23 protein-coding genes are annotated in these 26,133 nt (G+C 38.7%); 3 read left to right on the forward strand and 20 right to left on the reverse strand.

From position 1 onward, the window contains the following. Positions 1 to 49: 49 nt before the first annotated feature. The 15 genes from AC4PHI_RS08595 to AC4PHI_RS08665 all read right to left on the reverse strand — a co-directional run bounded on the left by AC4PHI_RS08595 (position 50) and on the right by AC4PHI_RS08665 (position 16,102). Positions 50 to 1,036 carry a sugar kinase gene (locus AC4PHI_RS08595; protein WP_492199504.1) on the reverse strand — a complete coding sequence of 329 codons (987 nt, stop codon included), beginning with the start codon at positions 1,034 to 1,036 and terminating at the stop codon, positions 50 to 52. 11 nt (positions 1,037 to 1,047) lie between these two features. Continuing rightward, positions 1,048 to 1,794 carry a 2-dehydro-3-deoxy-phosphogluconate aldolase gene (gene dagF / locus AC4PHI_RS08600; RefSeq protein ID WP_492199505.1) on the reverse strand — a complete coding sequence of 249 codons (747 nt, stop codon included), beginning with the start codon at positions 1,792 to 1,794 and terminating at the stop codon, positions 1,048 to 1,050. Beyond that, positions 1,794 to 2,897 (reverse strand): DgaE family pyridoxal phosphate-dependent ammonia lyase, encoded by a 1,104-nt coding sequence (locus AC4PHI_RS08605; protein ID WP_492199506.1) that lies wholly within the window; start codon positions 2,895 to 2,897, stop codon positions 1,794 to 1,796. The genes dagF and AC4PHI_RS08605 overlap by 1 nt, the downstream gene beginning before the upstream one ends. A gap of 63 nt (positions 2,898 to 2,960) precedes the next feature. Next, entirely contained in the window at positions 2,961 to 4,079 is a 1,119-nt protein-coding gene (locus AC4PHI_RS08610) for an amidohydrolase/deacetylase family metallohydrolase (RefSeq protein ID WP_492199507.1), read from the reverse strand. A gap of 13 nt (positions 4,080 to 4,092) precedes the next feature. Further along, the gene (locus AC4PHI_RS08615; RefSeq protein WP_492199508.1) at positions 4,093 to 5,181 is read right to left on the reverse strand and encodes a DUF871 domain-containing protein; all 1,089 of its coding nucleotides are present in this window, start codon (positions 5,179 to 5,181) and stop codon (positions 4,093 to 4,095) included. Between the two features lie 17 nt (positions 5,182 to 5,198). Next, the gene (locus AC4PHI_RS08620; RefSeq protein WP_492199509.1) at positions 5,199 to 5,447 is read right to left on the reverse strand and encodes a hypothetical protein; all 249 of its coding nucleotides are present in this window, start codon (positions 5,445 to 5,447) and stop codon (positions 5,199 to 5,201) included. Between the two features lie 60 nt (positions 5,448 to 5,507). Next, complete coding sequence (locus tag AC4PHI_RS08625; protein WP_492199510.1) at positions 5,508 to 6,836, reverse strand: PTS sugar transporter subunit IIC; 1,329 nt, start codon at positions 6,834 to 6,836, stop codon at positions 5,508 to 5,510. A gap of 86 nt (positions 6,837 to 6,922) precedes the next feature. Beyond that, positions 6,923 to 7,627 carry a GntR family transcriptional regulator gene (locus AC4PHI_RS08630; protein WP_492199511.1) on the reverse strand — a complete coding sequence of 235 codons (705 nt, stop codon included), beginning with the start codon at positions 7,625 to 7,627 and terminating at the stop codon, positions 6,923 to 6,925. A 242-nt stretch (positions 7,628 to 7,869) separates the two neighbouring features. Further along, a complete protein-coding gene (locus tag AC4PHI_RS08635; protein WP_492199512.1) occupies positions 7,870 to 9,207 on the reverse strand; it encodes an FAD-dependent oxidoreductase in 1,338 nt (445 codons plus the stop codon). A 373-nt stretch (positions 9,208 to 9,580) separates the two neighbouring features. Next, positions 9,581 to 10,060, reverse strand: a complete 480-nt coding sequence (locus AC4PHI_RS08640; protein WP_492201569.1) for a glutathione peroxidase — start codon at positions 10,058 to 10,060, stop codon at positions 9,581 to 9,583. Between the two features lie 158 nt (positions 10,061 to 10,218). Beyond that, positions 10,219 to 10,560 (reverse strand): hypothetical protein, encoded by a 342-nt coding sequence (locus tag AC4PHI_RS08645; protein ID WP_492199513.1) that lies wholly within the window; start codon positions 10,558 to 10,560, stop codon positions 10,219 to 10,221. A 208-nt stretch (positions 10,561 to 10,768) separates the two neighbouring features. Next, entirely contained in the window at positions 10,769 to 11,593 is an 825-nt protein-coding gene (locus tag AC4PHI_RS08650) for a MerR family transcriptional regulator (protein WP_492199514.1), read from the reverse strand. A gap of 163 nt (positions 11,594 to 11,756) precedes the next feature. Continuing rightward, a complete protein-coding gene (locus AC4PHI_RS08655) occupies positions 11,757 to 12,392 on the reverse strand; it encodes a sugar O-acetyltransferase (RefSeq protein WP_492199515.1) in 636 nt (211 codons plus the stop codon). A gap of 323 nt (positions 12,393 to 12,715) precedes the next feature. Continuing rightward, positions 12,716 to 14,284: a cell division site-positioning protein MapZ family protein gene (locus tag AC4PHI_RS08660; protein ID WP_492199516.1), complete on the reverse strand. Its 1,569-nt coding sequence runs from the start codon at positions 14,282 to 14,284 to the stop codon at positions 12,716 to 12,718. 108 nt (positions 14,285 to 14,392) lie between these two features. Beyond that, entirely contained in the window at positions 14,393 to 16,102 is a 1,710-nt protein-coding gene (locus AC4PHI_RS08665; protein WP_492199517.1) for a DNA-binding protein, read from the reverse strand. Positions 16,103 to 16,232: 130 nt separating this feature from the next. On the opposite strand from AC4PHI_RS08665, the gene AC4PHI_RS08670 reads away from it, so the two are divergent. The 3 genes from AC4PHI_RS08670 (at position 16,233) to AC4PHI_RS08680 (ending at position 19,848) form a co-directional block, all read left to right on the forward strand. Then, positions 16,233 to 17,630: a TrkH family potassium uptake protein gene (locus tag AC4PHI_RS08670; protein ID WP_492199518.1), complete on the forward strand. Its 1,398-nt coding sequence runs from the start codon at positions 16,233 to 16,235 to the stop codon at positions 17,628 to 17,630. A gap of 186 nt (positions 17,631 to 17,816) precedes the next feature. Then, positions 17,817 to 19,160 (forward strand): MurT ligase domain-containing protein, encoded by a 1,344-nt coding sequence (locus AC4PHI_RS08675; protein WP_492199519.1) that lies wholly within the window; start codon positions 17,817 to 17,819, stop codon positions 19,158 to 19,160. A gap of 1 nt (position 19,161) precedes the next feature. Next, positions 19,162 to 19,848, forward strand: a complete 687-nt coding sequence (locus AC4PHI_RS08680) for a type 1 glutamine amidotransferase (protein WP_492199520.1) — start codon at positions 19,162 to 19,164, stop codon at positions 19,846 to 19,848. Positions 19,849 to 19,972: 124 nt separating this feature from the next. Here the strand turns inward: AC4PHI_RS08680 and AC4PHI_RS08685 are convergent, their stop codons facing one another. The 5 genes from AC4PHI_RS08685 to AC4PHI_RS08705 all read right to left on the reverse strand — a co-directional run bounded on the left by AC4PHI_RS08685 (position 19,973) and on the right by AC4PHI_RS08705 (position 26,066). Continuing rightward, positions 19,973 to 20,851, reverse strand: a complete 879-nt coding sequence (locus AC4PHI_RS08685) for a YitT family protein (RefSeq protein WP_492199521.1) — start codon at positions 20,849 to 20,851, stop codon at positions 19,973 to 19,975. A gap of 398 nt (positions 20,852 to 21,249) precedes the next feature. Continuing rightward, positions 21,250 to 23,724, reverse strand: a complete 2,475-nt coding sequence (locus AC4PHI_RS08690) for an ABC transporter permease (protein ID WP_492199522.1) — start codon at positions 23,722 to 23,724, stop codon at positions 21,250 to 21,252. Next, positions 23,708 to 24,397, reverse strand: coding sequence for an ABC transporter ATP-binding protein (locus AC4PHI_RS08695; protein ID WP_492199523.1), 690 nt, complete (start codon positions 24,395 to 24,397; stop codon positions 23,708 to 23,710). Before AC4PHI_RS08695 ends, AC4PHI_RS08690 begins: the two co-directional genes overlap by 17 nt. An 83-nt stretch (positions 24,398 to 24,480) precedes the next feature. Beyond that, a complete protein-coding gene (locus AC4PHI_RS08700; protein WP_492199524.1) occupies positions 24,481 to 25,395 on the reverse strand; it encodes a sensor histidine kinase in 915 nt (304 codons plus the stop codon). After that, complete coding sequence (locus tag AC4PHI_RS08705; RefSeq protein WP_492199525.1) at positions 25,392 to 26,066, reverse strand: response regulator transcription factor; 675 nt, start codon at positions 26,064 to 26,066, stop codon at positions 25,392 to 25,394. The genes AC4PHI_RS08700 and AC4PHI_RS08705 overlap by 4 nt, the downstream gene beginning before the upstream one ends. Positions 26,067 to 26,133 lie beyond the last annotated feature (67 nt).

Below are 26,133 nucleotides of genomic sequence, written 5' to 3' on the forward strand. Positions count from 1 at the left end.
ATTTGTCATTGCCCTGTAAAAAGCCAGACAGATACTGAATGATGAAACTTTATCTTATCACGTCAACTTTGTGTTCCATATAATTCATGACAAATTCTTTTGAAAGTAACGGACTGTCTCCCATGGTCGTATGACTCAAGGCAGCATAATTAATCGCAAAGTTCACTGTCAGTGACTCTGACCAATCTTCACCGAAACCGGTCAAAATACCAGCAACGAAAGCATCTCCCGCACCAATACGGTCAAGAATCTCATAAGGAACTTCTTCTGAAGTGAATTTTTCACCATCTTTATACATGAAACCTTGCAGAATTTTTTCGCTGCCTTGTTCCTTGCGATAAGTTCCGGCAAAAATATCCATTTGATATGTTTTCATAAACTCTGCAACAATCTGTTCTTCATTCTCACCGGTCAGTTTTAGTAAATCAGTCAGGTCACGTAAAGAACCAAATGCAATATCGGCATGACTCAGAATTTTTTTATAGGCTTTCAGCAATTCTGCCATACCTTCTTCAGTATTAAGTGAACTTCTAAAATTAAAATCAAAACAGACCTTAACACCTTTCTCATCGGCAAGTTCTGCCAAAGCCAAAGCATTGGCTCGAGATATTTCAGAAGTAGACAAGGCGATGCCGCAAATATGAACAATATCGACTCCAGTCAGAGCCTTTTCCATCGCACTTTTTTCCAAAACATAAGTATTAAAAGAACTCATGGAACGATTTAAGTAAGTGACTTCAGAAGGTCGGGAACCATAACCCATTTCTAAAATATAGAGTCCCAAATGATTGCCATCAAAAATGATGTGCTGATCTGATACACCAAGTTTTCTGATACTCCCGGCAGCAGCTTTTCCTAAGTTATTGTCTGGTAAAATCGTCAATGTGGCAGTCTCGTGGCCGCTTTGAAATACCCCTGACAAAACATTTAACCCTGATCCTGTAAAAGAAAAGTCCATTTGATCAGTCTGACTTATTTTTTTATAATCGCTAGGGTTCAATCTCAGCATAATCTCGCCAAAAGCTAATATCTTCATTATGGTCTCCTTTATTTGTCTGCTAATACTTTTTTAGTCATTTCAAGTAACGTCTTCACATCTTCTGGACGTGTGTTGCCTGTTTCTTTATCAATAATCGAGCTGTAGATATGAGGAATGATTTTCTTAACTCCTGCGTCTACTGCAATTTGTAAAATTTCTTCATAGTTTTCCAAGTCGATGCCGCCTGTAGGCTCCAAAGCAAAATCATGAGCTGCACAAGCTGCTGCCACGGCTTTGTATTCTTCTATATGAGCTAAGCCTTTCATTGGGAAATACTTGACTGAAGAACCACCCATGTCTTTTAGTAATGCAATCGCTGCTTCGATTGTTACTTCTGCAGGCGTGATTTGAGAAGACAGTGGCCCTGTTGTGATGGACACATAACCTACTTTGCCTGTGGGAGAAACTAAACCATTGACAAACGTCTCATCTTGTTTCAAAACAGCTCTTGAGCCTCCTACGCCAGTGAACACTTGATTGACGTGTTGAGGTTGAAGGACTTCTGACAAACGAGTGACCATGTTGCTTTGATTGGGGTCGCCGGCACCGAGTCCCACAGATAAAGCATTGTCTGTTGCTTCCTGATAAAGTTTCATGTCTTCGATTGCTGCCTCGTCAGTGTCATACGCTTTAGATAATACACCTAAAACAACATGCCCTTCAGCCGCTTCATAGCAATCTTTAGCATTTTCCACTGAATGTGCCAATACATTTAAACAAACTCGCTCTTGGTAAAAATTTGGTGACTTTTTCATTATTTATCCCCCATCACTATTGCTTTTATTTTTTCGATGATCAATTGTAATTCATTTTCATCCACAGAACGGATATCAAACTCAATAATGCCATTGTTGGCTTGATACTCCCGTGTATACACAGCGGTGTCGCCTTCTTTTAATTTTTTAATCAGTGTCCATGCATCTAAATCTGGAGAGACGACCTCTACTTTGCCCCGGAAAATATCACGTCCTGCAGCGTCTTGGACAACGGAGACTTTCAAACCTTCCAGCTGATTCAATGCTGTAACAAATGGCTCTAGTCTTTGTTTCATGCTTTCGCCGTCCTCACTTCCATGAGCCAGGTAGTCTTCTACTGCTTGAACGAAGCCTAGAATATTATCCTTGCCAATCTTCATTGAGCGGCCTAGTCCATGGCTTTGTTTTTGAATCCAAGAAATATAAGGTTCTCTTCCTACTACTAAACCGGAACTTGGTCCTTCGATAGCTTTGGCACCACTGTAGATAACAAGATCTACGCCTTGAGTGTAATATTTTTTCAAATCTTCTTCCGCCGCTGCATCTAGAATCAATGGCAATTTGTGAGCTTGGGCCACTTCCACCATCTGTTCGATAGACAGCATACTCTTTTGAACGGCGTGGTGGCTCTTGATATAAAGCAAAGCAGCTGTACGTTCTGTAATCTGCATCGCAACTTGATCAGCCGAACATTCGTTGGCATAACCAGCTTCCACAAGTTGTCCCCCGCCTTGGGCAACCATCAACTCAACACTTGTACCGTAGTTGACATTGTGTCCTTTTGGCATGACGATTTCACGACGAGTGATGCGTGAAGTATAAGGATGCATGGTGTGGTAGGCGTCCCCTCGTCCAATCAATGCAGACACTGATTGAGCAATCCCTGCACTGGCAGAAGATACAACCGTGGCATTTTCTGCCCCTAGTAATCCCGCAAGGTACTTGCCAGTTTTTTCTGTTAAATCTGCCATTTCAAAAAAATTCTGTCCGCCAAAAGCTTGCATTTCAATCACTTTATCGCTGACTTTTGAAACACCTAGTATGGTCATTTTCCCACTGGCATTAATGACCCGTTTTAAATCATATTTTTTGTAGATATCCATCATCTGCTCTCCTATCTTTTTAAACTATCAGCTCTTGATTTATAAATTTTAATGGTTTTAAAATCAAGCCTGCTGCGTATTGACCGGATAAACTTTCCCGCCAACAATTGCATAATCTGGTTTAATCTGTTGATTGATTTCGGTCTCGTTACCATTGGAGTCGATAAGTGTTTTCTTCTTATCTTCTACATGGAAAATCGTGATATCTGCATCCATACCGACGGCTAATCTTCCTTTATGTTCGAAATGGAAAATTTCTGCCGGATTTTCTGTAATCATTTTGATTATTTCTTCTAACGGAATACCGATGGACAGCATTTTTTCTAATGTGGTCGCCAAATCATAGACTGGTCCGTCTTCTCTGTTGCGGTGATAAATGTCTGTGCTCACCGTCCGACACAACAATCCTTCATCAATCGCCTTATTGCCCACATCAAAATTAAAACTATCTGTACCATGACCAATATCAAAATTGACACCACGGTGATAAGCATCCCAAACAAAGTCTTTGATTTTGCCTTCTGTATCTACGATGCCGTTCAACTTACCATTATAGCAATGAGTGACAATATCCCCTTTATCCAACAAGCTAAGTATATCAGATAACTCGGGAGGAGCAGAACCGATATGAACCATCAAAGGAATATGATTTGCTTTTGCCTGAAGAGCTTTCGCCATCTTGAGCGGTTCGACGTCATTGTCTCCCACCACTGTCCGGCTCATCCGAGCTTTGATACCTATGATAAAATCAGGCAGCTCTTTGATTTTTTTCAAATTCTTCTCTTCATTGACGTTAGTTAAGTCTGATAATTCATCTTGGGTCACAATGCCAGTTCCAGAAATATTCATCAAAGCAAAGACATTTGTTTTTGCCTTTTTAGCCAATGCATGAAAATCATCAATATTCTTTTCTCCGGAAGTCCCCGCATCAATAACCGTCGTAACACCTTTTTTAATCCCAATCTCATCAGGAAAATCATAATACAAAGTCATTTTCTCATAGCAATGAACATGGCTGTCGATCCAGCCGGGAGTAATAATTGATCCGTCTGCCAACATCAGTGTGTCAGAGGCATCTTGAGTAATTTTTTCAGCAACTTCTGCAATTTTTCCGTTTAAAATCCCGATTTCCAGCGATTTGCCACTAACGTCTTTACCATTCTTAATAATTAAGTCTAACACGAAGCATCCTCTCCTATTTTTGACTAAAAATAAATTTGCTCCACGGTTTTATATAATCGAGTAAAATCAATTCTTCTTGTGGAATTTGTCCAACCTTATTTTTTCTGTTGTCAGAATGAGGCTCCAATACGACCTGCAATTCATTTTTGTATTTTCCAAAATTATCGTTACCGATGACTACATCACCACGTTGAAATACCAGCTCATTGTCATGTGGCGGATTTTCTTCCTGATTATATTTCTTTCTAACTATCGTCGAACGAACCATTTGTGCAGTAATATCTCCACGACGGAAATGCTGATTATCAAACAAAATATTCTTTTCTACTTCATTGATGTCAGCAACTAAATCAACAGCAAACGACGTCTGATAACGATTCACTTGACTTAAGGCAACCAGTTCTTCTTCTGAAGCATAGGCATTACCGATAACCACATCATCAATCAGTCCTGTAGCAAACAAGTGCTTGGCTTGAACATCTATTGGCAAATTACGGTGCATCTCTAGTGTCGGCAGACCATCATTGATATCCCAAGGGCCGATTTCTGCTGTCTGAGATGTGATAAAAGCCGCAGACCGTATCCCTTGTTTTTTGAATCTTTCACTACATTTGTTAAAAAAGTCCAGCGGCAAAGCTGAGCCGTTTTGAGGATAAAAATTGTGACACCCATAAATAAACGGTTTGTTTGCTTCATAAGTTAAAATATTGTCCAAATAAGCAACATCATTACTCATGTTTAATTCAATAATCAAACCATAAGGGTTAAACGACAAATTCGCTTCTTTATTCCCGTCAAAGCCTAAATCCAATCGAATCCCATCTGCCCCGACTTCTGAGAAAAATGACAAATCATCGTAAGAAATTTCCAATGCTTCGAAGATAGAAGGTGCAATATCCAAAATTACTTCATAGTTAAGCTCCTTAGCAAAATCTATCACTTGCTTGAATTTCTTGAACACAACGTCTTTTCCTTCAGTCACTTCCAGCATACTCATAAATATTCTGGAAAATCCATTTTTAGCCGCCAGCTCTAAATATTTTTTGTCTTCCTCAAAATCACTGTGATCCGGATACAAGGAGACTCCAAGTCTTCTCATCATATTATTTTCACTCTTTTCTATTTTATTAATATCTTCCTAAACTTTCCAACAATAACTGAACCAAAGAAAATTGTTGCTGCGATCGGTATGAAATTAAGCTTGAATAAGTAGCCGATAAAAACAGACAGCACCATTCCGCCAAAGGAACCCAACAAAACTAAACTTGCCTTCCAGTGATTTAATCGCTCAGAAAACGGACTCTTTTCAACCAGAAGTTGAGAACCAAAAAAGATAATCAGAAAGACAGTAAATTGTAAAATTGTCATAGATAATCACCTAAAGGGTAAGGAGCTTTCATTCCTTACCCACCTTTCACATATTACATTTTATGCTTGAGCTGCTTCTTCTGCTTCACGTTTCAACTGATTTGCTTCAAATACTTTAAAGAATGGATAGTAAATTGCTGCTGTGATAACAAAGTTAAGGATTACCAAGACACCTGACATTATATGCCAGTCTGTACTCATCCATGCAGCAATCGGACCAGGGATTGTAAACGGCAAGCGTGTCGCCATCTTTGGAACTATACCTGCAATCGTAAAGAAATAAGAAACTGTTGTGGTTACCATTGGAGCAAGGATAAATGGAATCCCTAAAATTGGGTTCATCACAATCGGTGCACCGAAAATCACAGGCTCGTTAATGTTGAAGAGACCCGGAAGGAACGACAATTTACCTAAACTTCTAAGATACTCTGATTTTGAAAACAGGAACAAAATGACTAGAGCCAACGTACCGCCAGCGCCACCAATCCAAACGAACCATTGTAAAAATTGTTCAGTAAAAAGGTTTGGCAAATCAAAAGCTGATACTCCTTCAGTAAAAGCATCTACGTTCTCTGCAATAGACATGTCCCAGAAAGGACGGATGACTGGCCCCATGATAGCTGGACCGTGAATTCCCAGAACCCAGAAGAATGTAATCAAAAGAACTGTCAGCAAACCGCCAAACAAACTATTTCCTGCTAAAACATTTTTGAATGGCAACAACAAATTACTTAGGAAAATATTGATTTCAAATTTTAAAACATATTTTATTGTCCAAAACAACAAAATGACAGCAGCAGTCGGGAATAAAGCCACGAAAGAGTTGGATACTTCTGGCGGAACTCCAGCAGGCATCTTGATGGTGATTTTTTTCTCTTTCATAATGCGGAAAATTTCCACCGCGACTATCCCCGCGACAATCGAACTGAACAGTGAGGAAGAACTTAGTGAACCAACAGACATATACCTTCCAGCAGCAATCACACTGTCATAGCCCACCCCTTGCAGGTCAACACCTTGAACATCTGCCACTACTCTAAACGGAGATACCACTGTGATTAAAAAAGCAAGTGTTCCAAGCATTCCGCAAGTCAGACCATCTAAGTCATAGCTTTTTGCTAACGAATAAGAAATTCCAAAAGTGGCGTACAATGCTAGTATCCCCACTGTAAAACGAGAGGGAATATCAATCATTGATTGAAACTGAGACAGATACTCGGCAACAGACGGAATAGGGAAATTACTAAAAATAGTGAAAAAAGAACCGACGATAGATAATGGCAGTGTTGCAATAATCCCCTTTCTGATGGCTGTCATGTGACGTTGGGAACTTATTTTCCCGGCAACCGGAGCAATTTTCATCTCCAAAAGATTAATGAATTTATCCAAATATAAAACCTCCTAATTATACTACATAGAATATAACATTATAATCTTTATTTGTAAACGATTTTTTAAAAATCGTCCTAAATCAGCTATACTTCATACTCTATCACATAAGAATGACGATCAACATCGTAACAGCCTACAGAATATTCAACCAAATTTTGTGCTTGATCGTAAGAATAGCGATGGCGTTTCAAATAAGTAGATTGATCAAGATTTAAAATATTTTTAATTTCATCGTCAGCCACTTCGATAGAAAAACTATCTTTGATATAAGAAACGGATTGTCCTTGTTCACTAAGCCAGCTGTATAAAGATGTTTCACTTTTTCTCAGGGGCTCTATTTTTTTCTTATACGGCAAATAATGCTTATATAAAATATAAGGGTTGTCATTTAAATAATACATCCTAGTCAGACAGACAACGCGTCCCCCTAATTTTTTTTGGACATCAGCAGGAAGTTTCTCAAGGTCCTCGACTTCTTCTAATGAGACAACTTTTTTTGTCAACAGGTGCCCTTCATTTTCTAATATAGCAGAAAAGGAAGTAGCTTTTGACAATTTATTAAACGGACGATTGCTGATGACCGTTGTCCCCTTACCGCTTTTTTTCTCCAAATAACCTTCTTGGGAAAGTATCTCAACAGCTTTTCTAATAGTGATTTTACTGACATTATATTTTTTTTCTAATTCAGTCTCTGTAGGGATAAAAGTTCCCACCGGATAATGTCCTATTAAAATATCAGATTTTAAATCCTTTGCTACTTCAACGTATAAAAGTTTTTTACCTCTCATATGACGACCTCCAGGGTTTAGTGTTTGAAGAAAAATCAGCATTCAAATTTTTCTCTTGATAGTTAGACTTACTACAATAATCATGCTAGGATGTCCGGTTATCTTTCAATCGCTGTGCTAAAACGACAAATCTAATCATATTTTAAGATATCATTCTTTCAGTCAGATATCAAACGAGAGAAGAAAATATGAAAAGTAAAAAAACAGTTCACTTGAACAGCGAACTGTTTTTTATGCTATCCTTATTTTTTCAATGCTTCCTGTGCCAACAAATTCAAGTAATTCCAAGGACGGTTGAAGTGGGGTTGGAAGAAAAAGTCTTGTAATGCCAAGTCTTCCAAAGTCATTTTATTTTGGACAACAACCGATAAGGTATTGGCTGATTGAGTGATGTCATATTTAGACATCAATTGTCCACCCAAAATAACCTTGCTGTCTTTGTCGAACACGAGCTGCATGTATATTTTTTCGGTGGTAGGCATAAATTCGGGACGGTAATTATCTTCAAACCAGACGGCATCAGCGTTAATTCCCTGAGCCAATGCGTTGCCAAGAGTCATACCGGTGGAACCGATCGTCCAGCCAAACAAATATAGCCCTGATGTTCCTTGTGTTCCTCTGTAAGCTAACACAGGCTCTTTAATGTTTGTTCCCACAAGCATTCCTTGACGCACAGCGTTAGTAGCAAGAGGAATATAATTTGGTGTCTCAGTAGGATTATAATGAACAATCGTGCTGTCGCCAGCGGCAAAAATATCTGGATTGCTGGTACGCATATACTCGTCTACAACAATCGCTCCAGTAGGCAGCATGTCAACTTTCCCTTTTAAAAGTTCAGTTTGTGGCTTAAAGCCAACGCACATGATGGCCAAGTCAGCTTCATACAAACCAGCTGGTGTTTTGACACCGGCCAATTTACCGCTCTCGTCGCCTACAAATTCAGAAACAGTTTCATTTAAAGCAAGAGTAACTCCTTTTTGACGCAGTTCTTCTTCTAAAATATCCGTATGGCCTGCATCGAGATATTTATTTAAAATACGGTCCAAGCCGTCGATTAGTGTGACTTCTTTTCCTGATTCTACAAAAGCTTCCACTAATTCGATACCGATATAGCCTCCGCCAACAACTGTGATTTTTTTCGCGTGTTGTGCTTTGGCAATGATTTCTTTTGCCTGATTATAGTTTTTACACAACAGCACATTTTCCAGTTCCCGTCCTGTAATCGGAGGGATAATCGGCCAAGAGCCTGTGGTCATTACTAATTTATCATAGGACTCAGTCATTAATTCTCCGGTTTGCAAATTTTTTGCTGTCACCTGTTTATTGTCAGTATCGACTGTAGTGACTTCATGCTCCATGTATAATTCGGCACCTAAGCTTGCCAGTTCTTCCGGATTTGAATAAAATAATTCTTGCGCATTTTTTACGACTCCCCCTACATAAAGGGCAATGCCGCATGAAAGGAAAGAGACGTTATCGTTTTTTTCAAAAACAGTCACGCTCGCATCCGGATTATTTTGTAAAATATTTTTGACCGCTGCCGTTCCGGCGTGCGTGCATCCTACTACGATTACTTTCATTTTTAATAACCACCTTTTCAATCGTTTAGTCTTAAAAATCAAACTACCCTCAAGACCTTCTATAATATACCAAAGGACTGTTGCGGCAAACATTATTTTGCTTGCTCAATCACACCAAAATCTTCATTTTCTAAAACATTTTTTTCACAATGACTTTCCTAGGGACTGGTACCAATGTATTCTAGTCAACGAGATATTGTGCAATGTTTTTCACAATATAAATATTTTTCGTGAAAAACAAACTGCTTTCAAGTGATTTAATATAAAAACAGCACAAACAGATGTCAAAGATATCATTTTCAGCTTAAAGATTTTCAAAAAAGTGTGTCTTTGAAAAATACAAATCGTAAAAAATGATATTCAGGCTTTTAGATCATTCCTTAGCCAGCCATTCAACAATGTCTTTTTCAATTTCAGCGGGTGTGGTCTGAGGAGAATATCTTTTTATCCCTTCTTCCTGTTTGGCAACTAAAAACTTAGTAAAGTTCCATTTGACCGTTTTTCCCAACCTACTGGGAGCTTGATCTTTCAAATATTTAAACAGGGGCAGCGTCTCAGTGCCATTGACTTTAATCAGCTCATGCATGGGAAAACTGACACCATATTTCAAACGACAAGCTTCTGCAGCTTCACTGCCGTTTTTTAGTTCCTGTTTGAATTGATCCGAAGGGAAGCCTAGAACCATCAAACCCTGTTCTTTATATTTTTCATATAAACGTTCCAACTCTTCGAACTGAGGTGCAAGCCCGCATTTTGTTGCTGTATTGACGATGAGCATCACTTTGTTCCGGTAGTCACTTAAAGGATAGACACGACCATCTTCCAAACGCACGTCAAAATCATAAATCGACATCAGATAAACTCCTTTCATTGCTGTTTTCATTATAAAACTATCCTTTGCATTATGCTCTTAAAACGACTTGGGATTCACATGGATACAGATACTTATAACAAAAAAACTACAGTAAAGACTCACTTTACTGTAGGAAAAAACTAAAAACCAGCCTTTATTTAATCCAAAATTTTAATTATTTTTGTTTGGGGCATTTGTGGCGGTAAACTATGTGTCATGATGGGCACTACCGGTACTTCCAATATGACCTTATCTTTTTCTTGCAGAGTCTCCAGCTTTTCAGACTCCTGAAAAGTAAAAGCAATTGTCTGATCATTCGGCACCAAATCATTACCATCAAGGACATCTCCGATGAAACGATCTTCTGCTACACTCTTTACTCCTACCAATATCTGACTGTCTTTCAATTTTGCTTCCTCGCTTCTGACATAATCTCTAATGAAAAAAAAGCTTGTCCCCACCACTAATAAACCAATTATAAACATCAGTTTCTTTTTCATACAAATTCCCCTTAACTTAGTTATGTTATTGTAAAGAAATCCGTTATTTGACATCTTCATTATAATGAAGATGTGAATTTATTGTCAAAGGTTAAGCCTTTTAAAATAACAATTTAATATCAATCCGAAAGTCATTTTCAAGGTACAATATTGTATAAAAATCTCTACTGATAATGTCAAAGATTCCATTGAAGGACGCTTGGGATAGTTACCAATCTTGTTTGATTTTTCTTACAATAAATCCTGCTTCATGAATCCAATTTTCAGGATTGGGAGATTGAGCTGGAGAAACAATCGAAATATTTACCATAGGACCGGAGATTTCGTAACCGTTTATACTGATCCAGTTGCCTAATGCAGTAGTAATCAACGGCATCTGGGAAAAGTCTCCATGAAAAACCACCGAAGCTATTTCTTCCGCTTCCTGAGTGAAAAATTTGACGTAATCTGTGTCCTTATATTCTCCGATAACACTGCTCTGGATTTCAACATCGACATTTTCTTCTTTATATTCAGAATCATGATAGTAGGAAATCCCAAAAGGCGGGGAGGTAAAAACAGCTTTCTGTTTTAAAAATTCTTCATACAGCTCCTGCCAAAGTTGCCCTTCTGCATCAAATTCCGGCAATATTCTTCGGATGCTCATGACTTTTCTTGCAGGCAGTTTTCGAACGCTGATATTATAACTGCTCATCAGCTGTTCCTGGTCATCTTCCATCAACAGTTCAAGAAATTTTTGTTTGTTTTTTAATTCTTCAAATTCATGTTGCAATACTTGATATTTTTGTTCAAAGTAATCCGCCAGGTTATCACCGGTGTCTTCTTTAATTATCTGCTTGATTTCTTCTAAAGAAAAACCGATTTGCTGCAATACTTTGATTTGATTCAATTTATTAATCAATTTGGCATCATAATAACGGTAGCTTGTTTGTTCGTCAATATGTGTGGGCAAAAGAAGACCGATTTTTTCATAGTGATGCAGTGCTCTGACGGTGGTATTGGTTATTTTAGAAAATGTGCCGACTTTAAACATAGAATCCCTCATTTTTATATTATTTTGGCTCTAGTATAAACTGCTGCGTTAGGTCAGAGTCCGACCTTTAATAAAAAAATCACTTTTCATAAAAAATTAACTTAAAGCATGTCTTTTTATGGTTTGAGTGTTCTCTATTCTTAGTTAGATTGCTGCTTCCCAGCTAAGATTCATTGCTTTTTTTCAATTTTTCATAATAAGCTGCCATTGCTACTTCCCATTTTTTCTTGTCGATATGATTGATTTCTCTAATGACTTTTGCTGGATTCCCTGCAACGATAGTATTTTCTGGCACATCTTTAGTAACGATTGCCCCTGCACCCACAACGGAATTCTTTCCAACCGTGACTCCAGGTAAAATAACTGCGTTAGCACCAATCCAGACATTATCTCCCACAGTAATCGGCAAGCCAAATTCCAGCTCTGTTATTCTAACTCCCGGATCGGTGGGATGCCCGGCAGTATAAAATCCGGCTCGTGGGCCTACCATCACGTTGTCACCAAATGTTATTTTGTTCACATCTAAAAACAAACAGTCCATGTTAGCATAGAAATTTTCACCGATTTCTACATGACGTCCGTAATCCACATATAACGGTGGATTCACGTAAAAAGAACGACCTGTCTTCCCAAATAGTTTTCTTTCCAGTTCGATGATTTTTTCCGTATTTTCAATAGGCTCTTGATTAATTTTCTGTGCTAATTTTTGTCCTTCCAAAGAACTGTTTTCCGGGAAAATATTTGGGGCAAAATATAGCGCTCCTGCCAGCATTTGTTCGTAGTCAAAATCTTTTTTCATTTGCCTCTCCTTGAAATATCTTTTTATTCTTTTTAAAGTAACACTGTATCTTATTTGTTTTTATATGAAAACTGCGTCACTAAAAGTAGTGGTTACTGCTTTCAAAAAACCGCGAATTTCGATGTCTGTTCAAGTTTAAAACTTAATCTTCATTTTCCCATAGGCATGCTAATTTTGTCAAAGAAACGTTAAAGTAATGTTTTTTCCAAAAGATTAATGTTCATTCTGTTCCTATGTCTTATCCAAATCTAAAAAACCACGGATGAACGCTCATCCGTGGTTTTTCATTATTTAATGTTCCAAATTATTCTTTCTGACATTGATTATAATGTGCCGTCCGAGCCATTTCCTTTGAACCAACCGGTCTTACAGTTAATCGTCACTAAATAATATGGCGTAGCCGGTTTCCAGTCATTGAACAACGGAGCGCTGGTATCGGTGGCGTACAGGTCATAGTAACCCTCGCCATCTATGATTTTACTTTGAACTAAAGAATAGCCTCCTGCTACAATATATCCGCGGCGGAAACACTCATTCAGCACCGTCTCTTGCACACCTGGCGCCCATACCCACGGGTCGCTGGAAATTGTTCCCGGATCGAGATTGTTCAGAGTACCGCTTTGAACTGTCGGATTTTTGTCATGCCATTTTTGAATCCGGTCTGCCCCAAAAATATTTGTCCCGCTGCCTTGACCTGCCTGATTGACTTGCTGGTTTTGAGCGGCGGCAGCATTTGCGGCTTGTGCACCTGCAGCGGCCTGCGCTGCTTCTTTTTCTGCTGTTTCTTTTTCTTTTGCAACGAGATAATCGTCAACTGATTTTAATTGTTTTTCAAATGTCTCTTTTAGTTCTTTGCGTTTGATTTTCCCAACAGCTTCCTTAGCTTTGAGATAATCTTCCCGTTTGATATTTTCAACAATTTTATTGTCCTTGAAAACAACGGTCATCAACTCTTTGGCTTTGTTTGTATTCGCCACCTGCCCTTTAGCCACTTTAATGCCTTCATTGATTTTTTTATCAAAAGCATCTTGTTCCTTTTCGGATATTTCTAGTCCTACACTGGAAATATTCTCTTTCACCAATGCCTGGTCATCTAATGTATCCCCCGTAAGTATTGGTTGATCAAACAAGATGTTCAAACTATTTTGTCTTTCGAAACGTTCTCTTACATCTGTCTCGATTTCTTGCAAATCATTTTTAAATTCTTTGTTATCAATAGCTTTGATTTTTTCGCTGGCCTTATCAATTTTATCTTTTGTCACAGCAGCATTGAGGAAAATTTTATTTTCATCAAAATAAAGTTTCTCAAAATCTATTTTGGCTTGCTTATAAGCTTTCTCAGTCTCAGCCGCCCGTTTTTCCCTAGCGCTGGTTTCATACTTATTGTAACCCCAAATTCCTGCAGCCAAAAGCAAAACTATCACTAGACCAAAAATAAGGTTATTTGGTTTCTTCTTTTCCGGCTTCTCGTCATCGACAGCCGCCGAAGTTCTTTCTATATCTTCGGGAGATTTTTCCGGGCGTTTCCAGTTTGTTTCTTCTTTGGCTCCGGAACTTCCAACCTCCTTTGTTTCTATTATGGAAGAAACACCTTTTTCTTCCACAGTCTCAGCGCCTGTAAAGGCATTTTTTTTATCCTCTGCTTCATCCAAAGCTTCTTTAAGCTTTTCTTTTTCAAGTGTTTGGGTTTCCTGCTCGTATTTTTCCTTTAACCGCTGACGGATTTCTTCATCGGTGGCCTGCTCCATTTGCTTGCGTGCTAAAACTTCTTCTGCTGTCGGCTTTTTATGAATATATTTTGAGTTAGGATTAATCACATCACAATTAGGACAAAATTCTGTACCTTCATCATATTCAAAGCCGCAATTGGGACATTTTATTTTTTTTGCCATTGATTATTCTTCTCCATATTCATTAGTATAAACACAATTTTAACATATTTTTACCTGTGCTGAAACTTTTTCTACTATCTCAGTCCTTATTTCAAATATTACCTTTGGTTACTCCTTCAATGTGATGATTTCAAAATCTGTTACATAGCCTTGCACCTGATCATCCACCATCCTGGCCTTGAATTTCACCTGATCATTTTTCTCTAAAAATATCCCTTCAGGATAAGTGTTTTCGGACACGGTATAAATAATGCCGTCTTCCATCAAGAATTTTACGATGATACCGTCATCTGTGACAATCGGACTGCTGACTCTTGATACGTTTCCTTCCAACTCTTTTTCAACCATGTCCTCCGTTGCACCTACGTTGGCATTTTTCTCCCCTATTTTCAGCCGATACGTCTGCAAAGCTTTGGTCACTGTGTCCTCCATTGCCAAAATATCGCTGTCTGTGGCGTTCACATAGGCAATTTTTTTGAAGATGCCATTTTTATCCAGCATGGACACGACCCATGTGGGAATTCCGTCGATGTTATACAGCAAAGGCATACTGCCTTTAAGCTTTTTCTCCGGATAAACTAAATTGACCAGATTCAACAGCCCTTCACTGTCCATCATGTTTTTCTTGCTGTAATAAGTCAGCTCTCCTGTGCGGGCATTGATAAATGAATAGCCGATAGCTGAATCATCAGAACTTGAAGGAGAAGTAAAGTCAGTGAAATAAAGCATATCTCCTTTTTCATTGAAAATCGGCGTCACATCATCTTCAGTACCGTTTTCGGTGGCCAGCTTCACGCCTTTTTTCGCCATTTTGCTATTCAGCCAGCCATTTTCATACTTGCCATACACACTGTTCATCTCACTGGCCATCTCCGGCGAAATCGGAGCATCGATAAATTCAGGAACATCTTTCAAATCATAAACTTCAACTTCTCCTGTCGTGGTATCCAATACGGCAATTTTCATTTTCCGGTAATTAGGATTTTCAGAAATCCCTCTTGCCTTATACAATGTTTGAACGTAATAAGCCTTGCCCTCATCGTCAACTTCTAGCTGGGGCACCCCCATTGTTTTATAGGTAGACGTGGCAAAATAAATTTTCCGCTCTACATCTTTAAAAAAATAAGCACTGGGGATATAGGCCATGGGATTTTTCACTGCGACAGGCTGGGCATAAATATCAGTGGCTGACATCATCAGATACCCTTCCGACGTTTTCCCTTTAAGCCAGCGCCAAAAGCCTTTGAACTCAAGGGGAGCGATGTAAACCACTTCATCCTTGATTTTTTGAACCTGCAATTCTCCTAAATCATAAAATTGCTGATTATCAAACTGATTCATAGATTTTTTCATTTTGTTCCGGACGGTTTTCGGCGGAATCGTCACCGGAGTATCTTCCTTATCCAGCTCTGGCGTGTCTGTTCCCTCTACAATATTCAAGGTATGATACACCTGTTTTTTACTGTAAATATCATAACCCCCTGAAGCAAGCAGTAAAAGGATGAATGCTGCTGCAATCAAAAGAAACTGCCGAACCATGGGCTTTACAAGTTTGACGACCAAATCATCCGCCTCGTTTAATAACCAGATGACGCCCCCAGCCAACAACCCCAAAACCAGATTTATCAGCAAATAATTTAATAAAGACTTACTGGGTAAAACAAACCAGATGAAAATAAACTGACCGAAAATCAAAAAAATAACGGACAATACTAATCGCAATCGTTGAGTCCGATTAAGCGAAAATTTCTTTTTGAACAAATACATTCCGATTACAACCAAAAAAAGAATACTATTTAAAAATATTTGAATAACCACTATTGCGCCTCCTTCTTTGAAATTATTTTAACCTTTTTAAGCAAGAGAAACAATGCTAGTTATAATTTGCTTCCTTCTGAGCTTTTTTTTAGTATAATAGGAGACAACAACGACAACTAAGGAATGGACGATGAAAACGACTCTATTTTTTCAATTAAAAAATAAAATGTCTCGCTATTTATCATCACGCGTTTCCAGCATCCAGCGGATCGTCGGCTACTATGTTTTTTTAACCCTAGTTTCTTTTGTTTTGCTGAAAATCCCTTGGTTTCGACACTCAGGGGTAGAAACCGCACTGATTGATGATCTTTTTATGGCTATCAGCACAATCAGTGTGACCGGTCTCAGCACATTTAACATCAATCAAATTTTTAACCATCGAGGGATTCTTCTGCTTGAAATCCTTTTTCAGGTAGGCGGTCTAGGTATCATGATGATCGTCACCTATTTTTTAATCATTTCACGAAAAAAAATCACTCTGAGTCAACGCCAGCTGATCATGACAGACATGAACCAGCCGAAACTCAGCGGTGTCGTCAGATTAATCCGGGTGACTTTAACTTTTTTAATCGCCATCCAATTTATTTTCGGCGTGATTTATTCTTTTCATTTTTATCTCACTGATATTCATGCAACGATTTCTGAATCTATTTTCTTTGGTTTCTATCAGGCGATTTCGGCGGTCACAAACTCAGGTTTTGATGTGACTGGTGCTTCTATCATGCCATATAGAAACGACTTTTTCTTTTTAGTCAGTACCATGATTTTAATCATGATCGGCGGTATCGGATTTCCAGTCATTATGGAAGTCCGTGAATGGCTGGCACACAAACGAAAGAAACATCTTGTGCCCTTTAGATTCTCTCTTTTCAGCAAACTTGCTATTTTTTCTTTTATTATTTTATTTATTTTTGGTACAATCATGATTTATTTACTGGAAAAGAATCATCTTTTTGCTCCCATGGCAGAAAATCAGAAGTGGCTCAGCTCCATGTTCTACTCTGTCAGCACCCGTAATGCAGGACTGCAGCTCCATAGCTTAGATCGTTTTCAGCCCGCGACCTTGCTGTTGTTTTCTGCTTTAATGTTCATCGGTTGCAGCCCGAGTTCGGTAGGAGGAGGCGTGCGGACCACCACCGTTGCCATTCTTTTTCTATACCTTGCTTCTTTTATCAAAAGTGAAGAAAACGTGAATATCTTCGGGAGAAGGATTTCCAAGGAAGACATAAAAAAAGCCGTGGTAGTTTTCAATTTATCTCTTTTCATGTGTTTTTTTTCTATTATTATTTTATCTGCCACAGAAAAACATTCACTGCTTTCTATTATCATAGAAGTGACTTCTGCATTTGGGACCACAGGACTTTCTTTGGGAATCACTTCTGATTTATCCTTTATCGGAAAAATCATTATTGCCCTTTTGATGTTTATTGGACGCGTGGGCATGCTCTACACTCTAATGACCTTTGTTCCCAAGGAAAAACAAGACAAAGCATTTTCCTATCCTACTGAGCAAATCATCATCGGCTAATTTTTTTCACAACTTGATCAAGAGATTAAAGGAAATTATTTAAGCAAAGGTCTTCTCAGAACATCTCTCTCGAGAATATCTATTTGATAAAATAGTTTAAAGAATGACCTGCGTATTTTAAGAATATGGTATGATAGACGTTGTCTTGAACGAGACATACTCTCACAAATTTTAGGGGGATTCACCATGAGTTTACGTAGTCAATTAGCACTCGCTGTGGGTAAATCAAGCCAGTGGTTTCTAAAGACTTTTACAAAAGGCGGCAGCAGCTTGCCAGGCAAACTAGCTTTAAAAATCGATCCGGATATTCTGGACACTATCGCAAAAGACTATGAAGTGGTCGTTGTCACAGGAACCAACGGCAAAACTTTGACGACCGCTCTGACTGTCAATATTTTGAAACAAGCATACGACAATGTCCTGACTAATACCACCGGAGCTAATATGCTCCAAGGTATCGTCTCGACTTTTTTATCGGCTAAATCACGGCAAAAGGGAAAAAAATTTGCTGTGCTTGAAATTGATGAGGCAAGTTTAGCCAAAGTCACCAGCTACCTCAAACCTTCTTTATTCTTGTTTACTAATATTTTCCGCGATCAAATGGACCGTTATGGAGAAATTTACACGACTTACCAGATGATTTTAGATGGGGCTGCCAAGGCACCTGAAGCGGTGATTTTAGCTAACGGAGATTTGCCGATTTTCAATTCGAAAGAAACAGCTAATCCGCGGGTTTACTATGGCTTCGATCACAAATCTGATGAAGATGTTACTCCCCATTCAAACACGGATGGGTTACTGTGTCCGAAATGTCATCGGATTCTCCAATACAAAATGATTACTTACAGCAATCAGGGAAAATACTACTGTCCCCACTGCGGTTTCAAACGGCCGGAGCTGACGTATCAGCTGACCAAACTTATAGGGATGGATCATACTTATTCTGAATTTGAAATCGATGGCGAAACTTACCGCATTGAAGTAGGCGGTTTGTATAATGTATACAATGCCCTAGCGGCAGCAGCAGTGGGAAGTTATTATCAAGTAGCTCCCGAAAAAATCCGTGAAGGACTGTCCAGCGACCAAAAAGTATTTGGACGGCAGGAAGTCATCCACATCGAAGACAAGGAATGTACCTTAGTTCTTGTAAAAAATCCTGTCGGACTCAACCAAGTCATTGACATGGTGGCACTTGCTCCCCAACCTTTTCAATTAGTTCATCTGCTGAATGCTAATTACGCTGATGGAATCGATGTCAGCTGGATTTGGGATGGAAATTATGAAAAATTTGCCGATATGGATATTCCTCATGTCATCGCTGGGGGCGAACGCTCCGGAGAAATTGGGTTGCGTTTGAAAGTGGCGGGACTTGAAGACCATAACTTCAAAGAAATCAAGGACATCCCAAAAGTCGTGGAGACAATCAAGGAATTACCGCCCGGCAGAGTGTTCATCCTTGCCACTTATACCGCCGTACTGCAATTAAGAAAAGAATTAGCTGCCCAAGGCTATATTGACGGAGGAATGTAAAATGACCGGTTATTCGATTCATGCCTGCCATCTCTACGGCAACCTTTTAAATACCTATGGCGACATCGGAAATTTGCTTATTCTAGAATATTTTGCCAAAAAAATCGGTGTTTCGTTCACTTACGAAGTTATCAGTTTAGAAGAAGATTTCAAACAAACCGCCTATGATTTTGTTCTTTTCGGGGGCGGACAAGATTTTGAACAGTCTATCGTTTCCAAAGACATACAAGCTAAAAAAGAGGATCTAACAGAATACATCCACAATGGCGGTGTGTTTCTAGCCATCTGCGGAGGTTTCCAGCTTTTGGGTGATTATTACGTAGGTGCCAAAGGTGAAAAAATCCCTGGTATTTCTGCCATCAACTACTACACAGACAGCCAAAAAAATCACCGGTTCATCGGTGATATCAAAATTTATAATAAAGAATTTGATGAAGTCTATGCAGGATTTGAAAATCATAATGGTCTGACTTATTTAGGAGAAGGTATCCAGCCTCTAGGTGTTGTCCAAGAAGGTTTTGGGAACAATGGCAAGGACCAGACTGAAGGGGTACATTTTAAAAATACTTTCGGTTCTTATTTTCATGGACCTATTTTGCCACGAAATGAACATTTGGCAAAAAGGCTGTTAAAAATAATACTGGAGAAAAAATATCAGGAAGATTTTTCTTATGTGTTAGATTTATGAAAAATAAAATAAATGGGCTGGATGATTATGGAATCAGATTTTTCCTTAATGCTTTATCACCAACCAAAATCTAACTTGCTACAAAAAACCACTTGCATTGGCAAAATCAATGCAAGTGGTTTTCTTAATAACTATCTGCACTCTCATCCGTATCAATAAACATCTCGCGGGTGAAGCCTTCTCCTATCACGCTTTGGGTATCGCTAATCGTAACGAAAGCCAAAGGATCGATGTCATTGATCAAATTTTGTATGGCCATCAGCTGATCACGGCTGATCACCACATACAATATTTTTTTGGGTTCCCGTTTATAATACCCTACACCATTCAACAAAGTAATACCCCGGCTGATTTTTTGGTCGATTGCCAAAGCTATCTCTTCGTAATGATCTGAAACAATCATGACAGTCTTCTTTGGATTGGAACCTTCTAAAATAAAATCCAGCACTTTGGTGGAAATCATCAGTGAAACGACTGTCAGCAAAAATTTTTCGATTCCGATTACTGACAGAGAAGCAATTACAACAATAATGTCAAAAAACAGCAACGCGTAGCTGACTTTCCAGCCTAAGAATTTATTCATAATTTTAGCTAAAATCATACTTCCAGCCGTTGTGCCGTCCCCCTTCATAATCAGGCCCAAACCGATGCCCATGAGACCACCGGCAGCGATTGCTGCAACGATTCCTTCCTCAGCCACAAACTGAAAATCTTCGGTAAATTTTAGAAAAACAGACAAAATCCCAACAGCTAATACCGTATACAAAATTGTTTGCTTATCTAGCAGCTTCCAGCCTAAAAATAGTATGACTGCATTGAATAATATATTTGTTACTGCTGGTGAAATATGATGTGTATAGTATAAAATCATCGTAATTCCGGTAACACCGCCTTCACCTAGTTTGTTCGGCAGTGCGAACATGTTGACAGCTACTGCAAATACAAAACAACCAATCATAATCTTGATTACATTAAAAATAATTCTTTTCCTTTTTTTCGTCATCTAGTTTCCCCCTTTGCCCCCTTAATCTACTTAAACAAATTTCTATTTTCAAGTCAACCATTTCAAGAAAAAAATTCTAAGACCGACTACTAAATCACTATGATTAAGCAGTCATTGACAGGTGCTCAAGAGATGTTTTCTAATAAAAAATTTCTTCGACCATCAGGCAGTTCCGGAAATTATCAGCAAGAGAATCATTTGTATGCCCGGAATTTCATGTATGACCATGGTTCTTTTTTTACCTCGGCAAAAAACTTCAACCACTATTGCAGTTGAAGTTTTTCAATTATTTCTAATAGTTCCCGCCTGAAATCACCAAGTTAAACAACTTTTCTATATCGCTGGAAGCTGCATTATATTGCACTTTCAGCTGCCCTTTGATTGATACACTAAACAGTTCAATCATTTCTTAGTTGGTCGATGGCACTTTCCTGATGTATCAAACGGTACACTAAATTAGGTAAAAGCAGACAAATCAATGCGGCAAAACAATAGAGTAAAATTAATGTTATCAAAGGTATTTCATAGCTTGTCTCGTAAACATTAGTCAAGGAAAAAACCAAGTAGCTTAAACTGTTCCCTACGATGACTGAAAGAACTAGGGAAATACCTGCATAGATCATCCCTTCGTTCAAAAGCATTTTCTGGATTTGTTTAGTGGTCATGCCGATACTGCTTAAAATCGCCAAATCTTTGGAGCGGCTGAAAATACTCGTAGACAGTACGTTGATGTAATTCAACAACCCTAATAACGCCAACACAAAAGCAATGACTGACCCCATGATCAGCAGCTGGTTTTCCGACTCTTTCATATTTTCATAACGTTCGATTTTAGATTCGTAATCGATTTGTTTATTCTCACCAATCACAGATAAAATCTGTAAGTCAGTTTCTTGATTATAAGGCTCATGATAATCAATAACCAAATGATCCACAAATGTTTCTGAGCCAGTCAGACGGTCTAAAAAATGATTGGAAACAAAAATCTCCGGGAAAAAACTGCTGTACTGAATGGTTTCAAAGAGTTGATATGGTTTGGCAACGTAACTGATACTGATTTTCAAAGGTCTGGTTTCAAATTGATAATCTATCGTCTCGTTTTCCAGCGACTTCAGTTCCTGATATTCATGTTCTAAGGCACGTGATATCACTCCTACTTTGCCCTCATCAAATTTTTTCTCCGAAATGGTCAGTTGAAATTTTTTCTTCATTTGCTGAAACTGTTGACTGTCAAGACCAACCAAGGTTCCGAAAAAATTTTCGGGTCTATCTTTCATCATTTGCCGGCCCTCTTTTTCATAATCAACACCATAACTTCTCTCAAATGCCGGTTTTAAATACTTAGAAAACTGGACTTGAGGTTTTGTCAATTCGATATTAAGAGCACTCACCCGGTGAACAGCTTTTACTCCTTTTAAAGATTCGATTTGGGAAATAAATTCTTTTTGGAACACCTGAACTTGATCTTCTTCCCCAGAACTGCGATTGATCAACTGGAAATCAGCCACTTCCAGTACTTCCAAAATTTTCTTAGCATTGTTATTTTTTATGATTGAAGCAACGACTGTAAAAGCAGTCATGCCAATAAATAATGAGAGAAAGACCAGAATGGCTTGTTTTTTATTTCTAAAAACATTACACCATGCCATCCCGCGGATACTGCTGCCAGTCTTGCTTTTTTTTGATTTTTTTACTGCCGCGCCTTCTTGCTTTACTGCCTCAATAGGCGAAATCTGTGCGATGGATTTTGCCGGTTTAGCCACACTGATAAAAATTGTCAGCAAGCTGAAAAGGCCGGCAAGAATGTAAATAATTGGCTGAAACTCCCCCCGAAAACTCACAGGCCCCGGAATCAAGGAAACAATCAGTTTTGGAATCAAATAATTGGAAATTCCCCCTCCTAGTATCAAACCAGCAGGAATCCCGACCAGTGACAGCAGGATGATTTGCCTAAAAACAATTTCACGGATTTGTTTGCCGGTAGTTCCGATGGTTTTCAGTAACCCAAAATAATATGCTTCTTTTCTGAGGGAAATATAGACAATATTGTAAATCAGCAAATAACCGCTGACCACGATGACTCCAATGATTCCGACGATTGACATGACCATTTTGAACAACATGTCCCCCATCTCAGTATCTGCAAAAAAATGTTGATATTTTGTTAATTTTAGTGCTTCTTCCATTTCAGCCTCGTCTTGTTCGCTGATAAAAGGCGTGGAGAAATTCAGATACACGCGGCTCCTATCCAAATCATCGGCTGTGATACCTGATTGCTGATAAAATGTTTTTGAAACAAATCCCCGGTTTTTCTCAGAATAATCATTAAAATATCCAGAAAGGACCATCTCTTCGTCTCTAAGTCCATCATAATAGGCCAAAGACATTGGCAGGACCATACCGATCTTTGGTTGAGCGATCCCCATTTTTTTTAACGCTTTTTCCGAGAGCATAACTTCATTTTTTTTCTGCGGATAAGCGCCTGTTAACTCAAGAAGTACCGGTTGAAGCTGTTTTTCCCAATGAATCTCATCTGCCCAAACAAGACTAGTGCCCACAGCAGTGCCTTCATAATCAGCCACAGTGACACATCCGACTGCCAATCCTGCTGTTTTGACTTTTTTCATCTCTTGAACAATAGCGAGTTGTTTCTCAGAGGGACCCGTCAGCATACCATTATAATCACTGCCGTACATGGATAAATTCCGCTGATTCAAAACAGAATAATAGTTGATACCGATGCTGAATACAACAACCAGCATCATTGCTGCAAGGGCAACTGCCAAAACCAGCAGACGATTTTTTACAGGCTGCTGTTTCATTTGAGTTCTGGCCAGACGTTTGATGACTTTGCGGTTATTTACTTTCAGCATAGGGATCATCCTCCAAAAGTTTGCCGTCTTCGAGACGGATGATGCGGTCTGCCAACTGGGCAAAATCATCATTATGGGTAATCATCACAATCGTCTGATGCCATTTTTTACTCGTTCTTTTTAACAAACCCAAAACATCTAAGGCTGTCTTGCTGTCCAAGTTGCCAGTAGGTTCGTCTGCCAAAATAATGGCAGGTTTTGCTGCCAACGCTCTAGCAATGGCCACTCGCTGTTGTTGCCCCCCAGACAAATTATTAGGCATTTCAAATTGTTTATCTGCTAAGCCAAGTGTATTTAAAACCAGTTGAATATATACCTCGTCAACTTTTTGTCCGTCTAACTGGATAGGCAAAACAATATTTTCATAAACATTTTGTAAAGGCAAAAGATTGAAATTTTGGAAAACAAATCCTATTTTCCTCCGGCGGAAAATCGTCAGCTCATCTTTTGAAAGTTGTGAAATATCTTGATGTTCGATCCACACTTTTCCTTCTGTCAATGTATCCAGTCCGCCCAACATATGCAGCAAGGTGGATTTTCCACTTCCTGAAGTCCCCACAACTGCCACAAACTCACCTGCTTCAACTGAAAAAGAAACCCCGTCCAGAGCTTTCACCAAGTTGTTACCTGCCCCATAATATTTCTTTAGGCATTCTGCTCTTAAACTTTTCATAGCTCTCCCTCCTTCTTATACAGTTAATCATAACAGGCAAATCTATCAGCCCTCTGTCTGAAATCTGTCACTTTTGACAGATTTTACTGTCCTCTCGGGAAAAACAAAGAAAACTCTGCACCGCCAGTCTTTGACGTGCTGACTTTTACGAAGCCATTTTGTTCTTCCATGATTTTCCGCACCAAAAACAAGCCGATCCCCAAGCCTTCTTTTTCACGACTGCTTTTTCCGCGGTAAAACCGTTGAAAGATTTGTGCTCTTTCTTCTTCTGGAACCCCTTGCCCTTCATCCCTGACCGTTATCTTGGTGAAAAATTCCTGCTGTTCACTGGAAAAAACAATTGTTCCATTCAATGGAGAATATTTAACTGCATTTTCCAACACATTATTCAAAGCCTCTAATGTCCATCTTCTATCGCAGTTGATTAGCTCTTTGATAACCGTATGTCCTACAAAATTTATATTTTTTTCCTTTCCTTGAAGTGCCACCGATGAAAGTGAGTCTTCCAAAAGTGTTTTTACGGAGATTGCTTCTTTATGGCTAGTAATCAAATTATTTTCCATATAAGAAGTCTTCATCAAACGTTCAACTAAAAAAGACATTTTAGCCGTGTGTTTATGAATTTCATTTGCAAACACCTCAGCTTCTTCCGATAAAGGTTGTTCTAATAATAACTGGCTGTATATAGTCAGATTAGCCAACGGTGTTTTTGTTTGGTGGGAAATGTTGGAAACTAATTCCTTAACAGCATCCTTTTCTTCTTGATTTTTTTCCTGCTGAAAAGAACTGATTGAAAGGAAACGATTGATTTTTTGCCCAATTTGTGAAAGGTAATGTTCATCATAAGAAACTTCCAGCAAATCCCCTTTGAGAGCCTCATCTAACTGATGGTTTAGTGTATCCAATGTGCGTTTGGCTTGACGGGACAAATAATAACCTCTGAAATAAAATCCAAGTGAAAACACCGTCATTAAAATCACTGCAACTGAGAACATCATATTCTCACTTCCCAACGATAGCCGATGCCGTATACGGTTTTAATCGAAACATCGGGATTGCTTCCCAATTTATCACGCAACCGTTTCACTGTGACAGACAAAGCATTTTCATCGATAAAATCCGAGTCGACGGACCAGAGTAATTCTTCCAAGCGTTGTCTCTCCAATGTCCTGTTGGGATTCCCGCAGAACACTTTGAGTAATTTGATATCATTTTTCGTCAACTCCAAAGACTGTCCATTTTTGGTGAAATTTAAATGTTCAAAATCAAACGTCAGTTCAGTAAATTGAAAAACTTTTCGTTGCTGGTATTCACTTCTCCGTAAAATTGCTTCCACTCTCGCTCTCAGGATAGTTAAACTGAAGGGCTTTGTAATATAATCATCAGCTCCTAAACCCAATCCAGTCACAATATCCATTTCCAAATCTCTTGCGGTCAAAAGAATAATCGGCACAGAGGAGGTCCGCCTGACTTCCTCACATAAGTCAAAACCGCTGCCGTCTGGTAAATTTACGTCCAGCAAAAGCAGACGAAAATGTTCAGAATTCAATTGCTCTTTTGCTTCTTTCAGAGTCGAACATTCGATAATTTCAAATTCTTTTAGAGCAAGACCGTAAATGATTCCTTTTCTTAAGGACGTATCATCTTCTACTAATAAAATTTTTTCCATGGCTTTATTCTCCAATTTTTTATCATTATCACGAAACAACTCCTTAACATTTTTTTGAGATATTCTT

The organism is Vagococcus sp. QWL-13 (assembly GCF_058683555.1).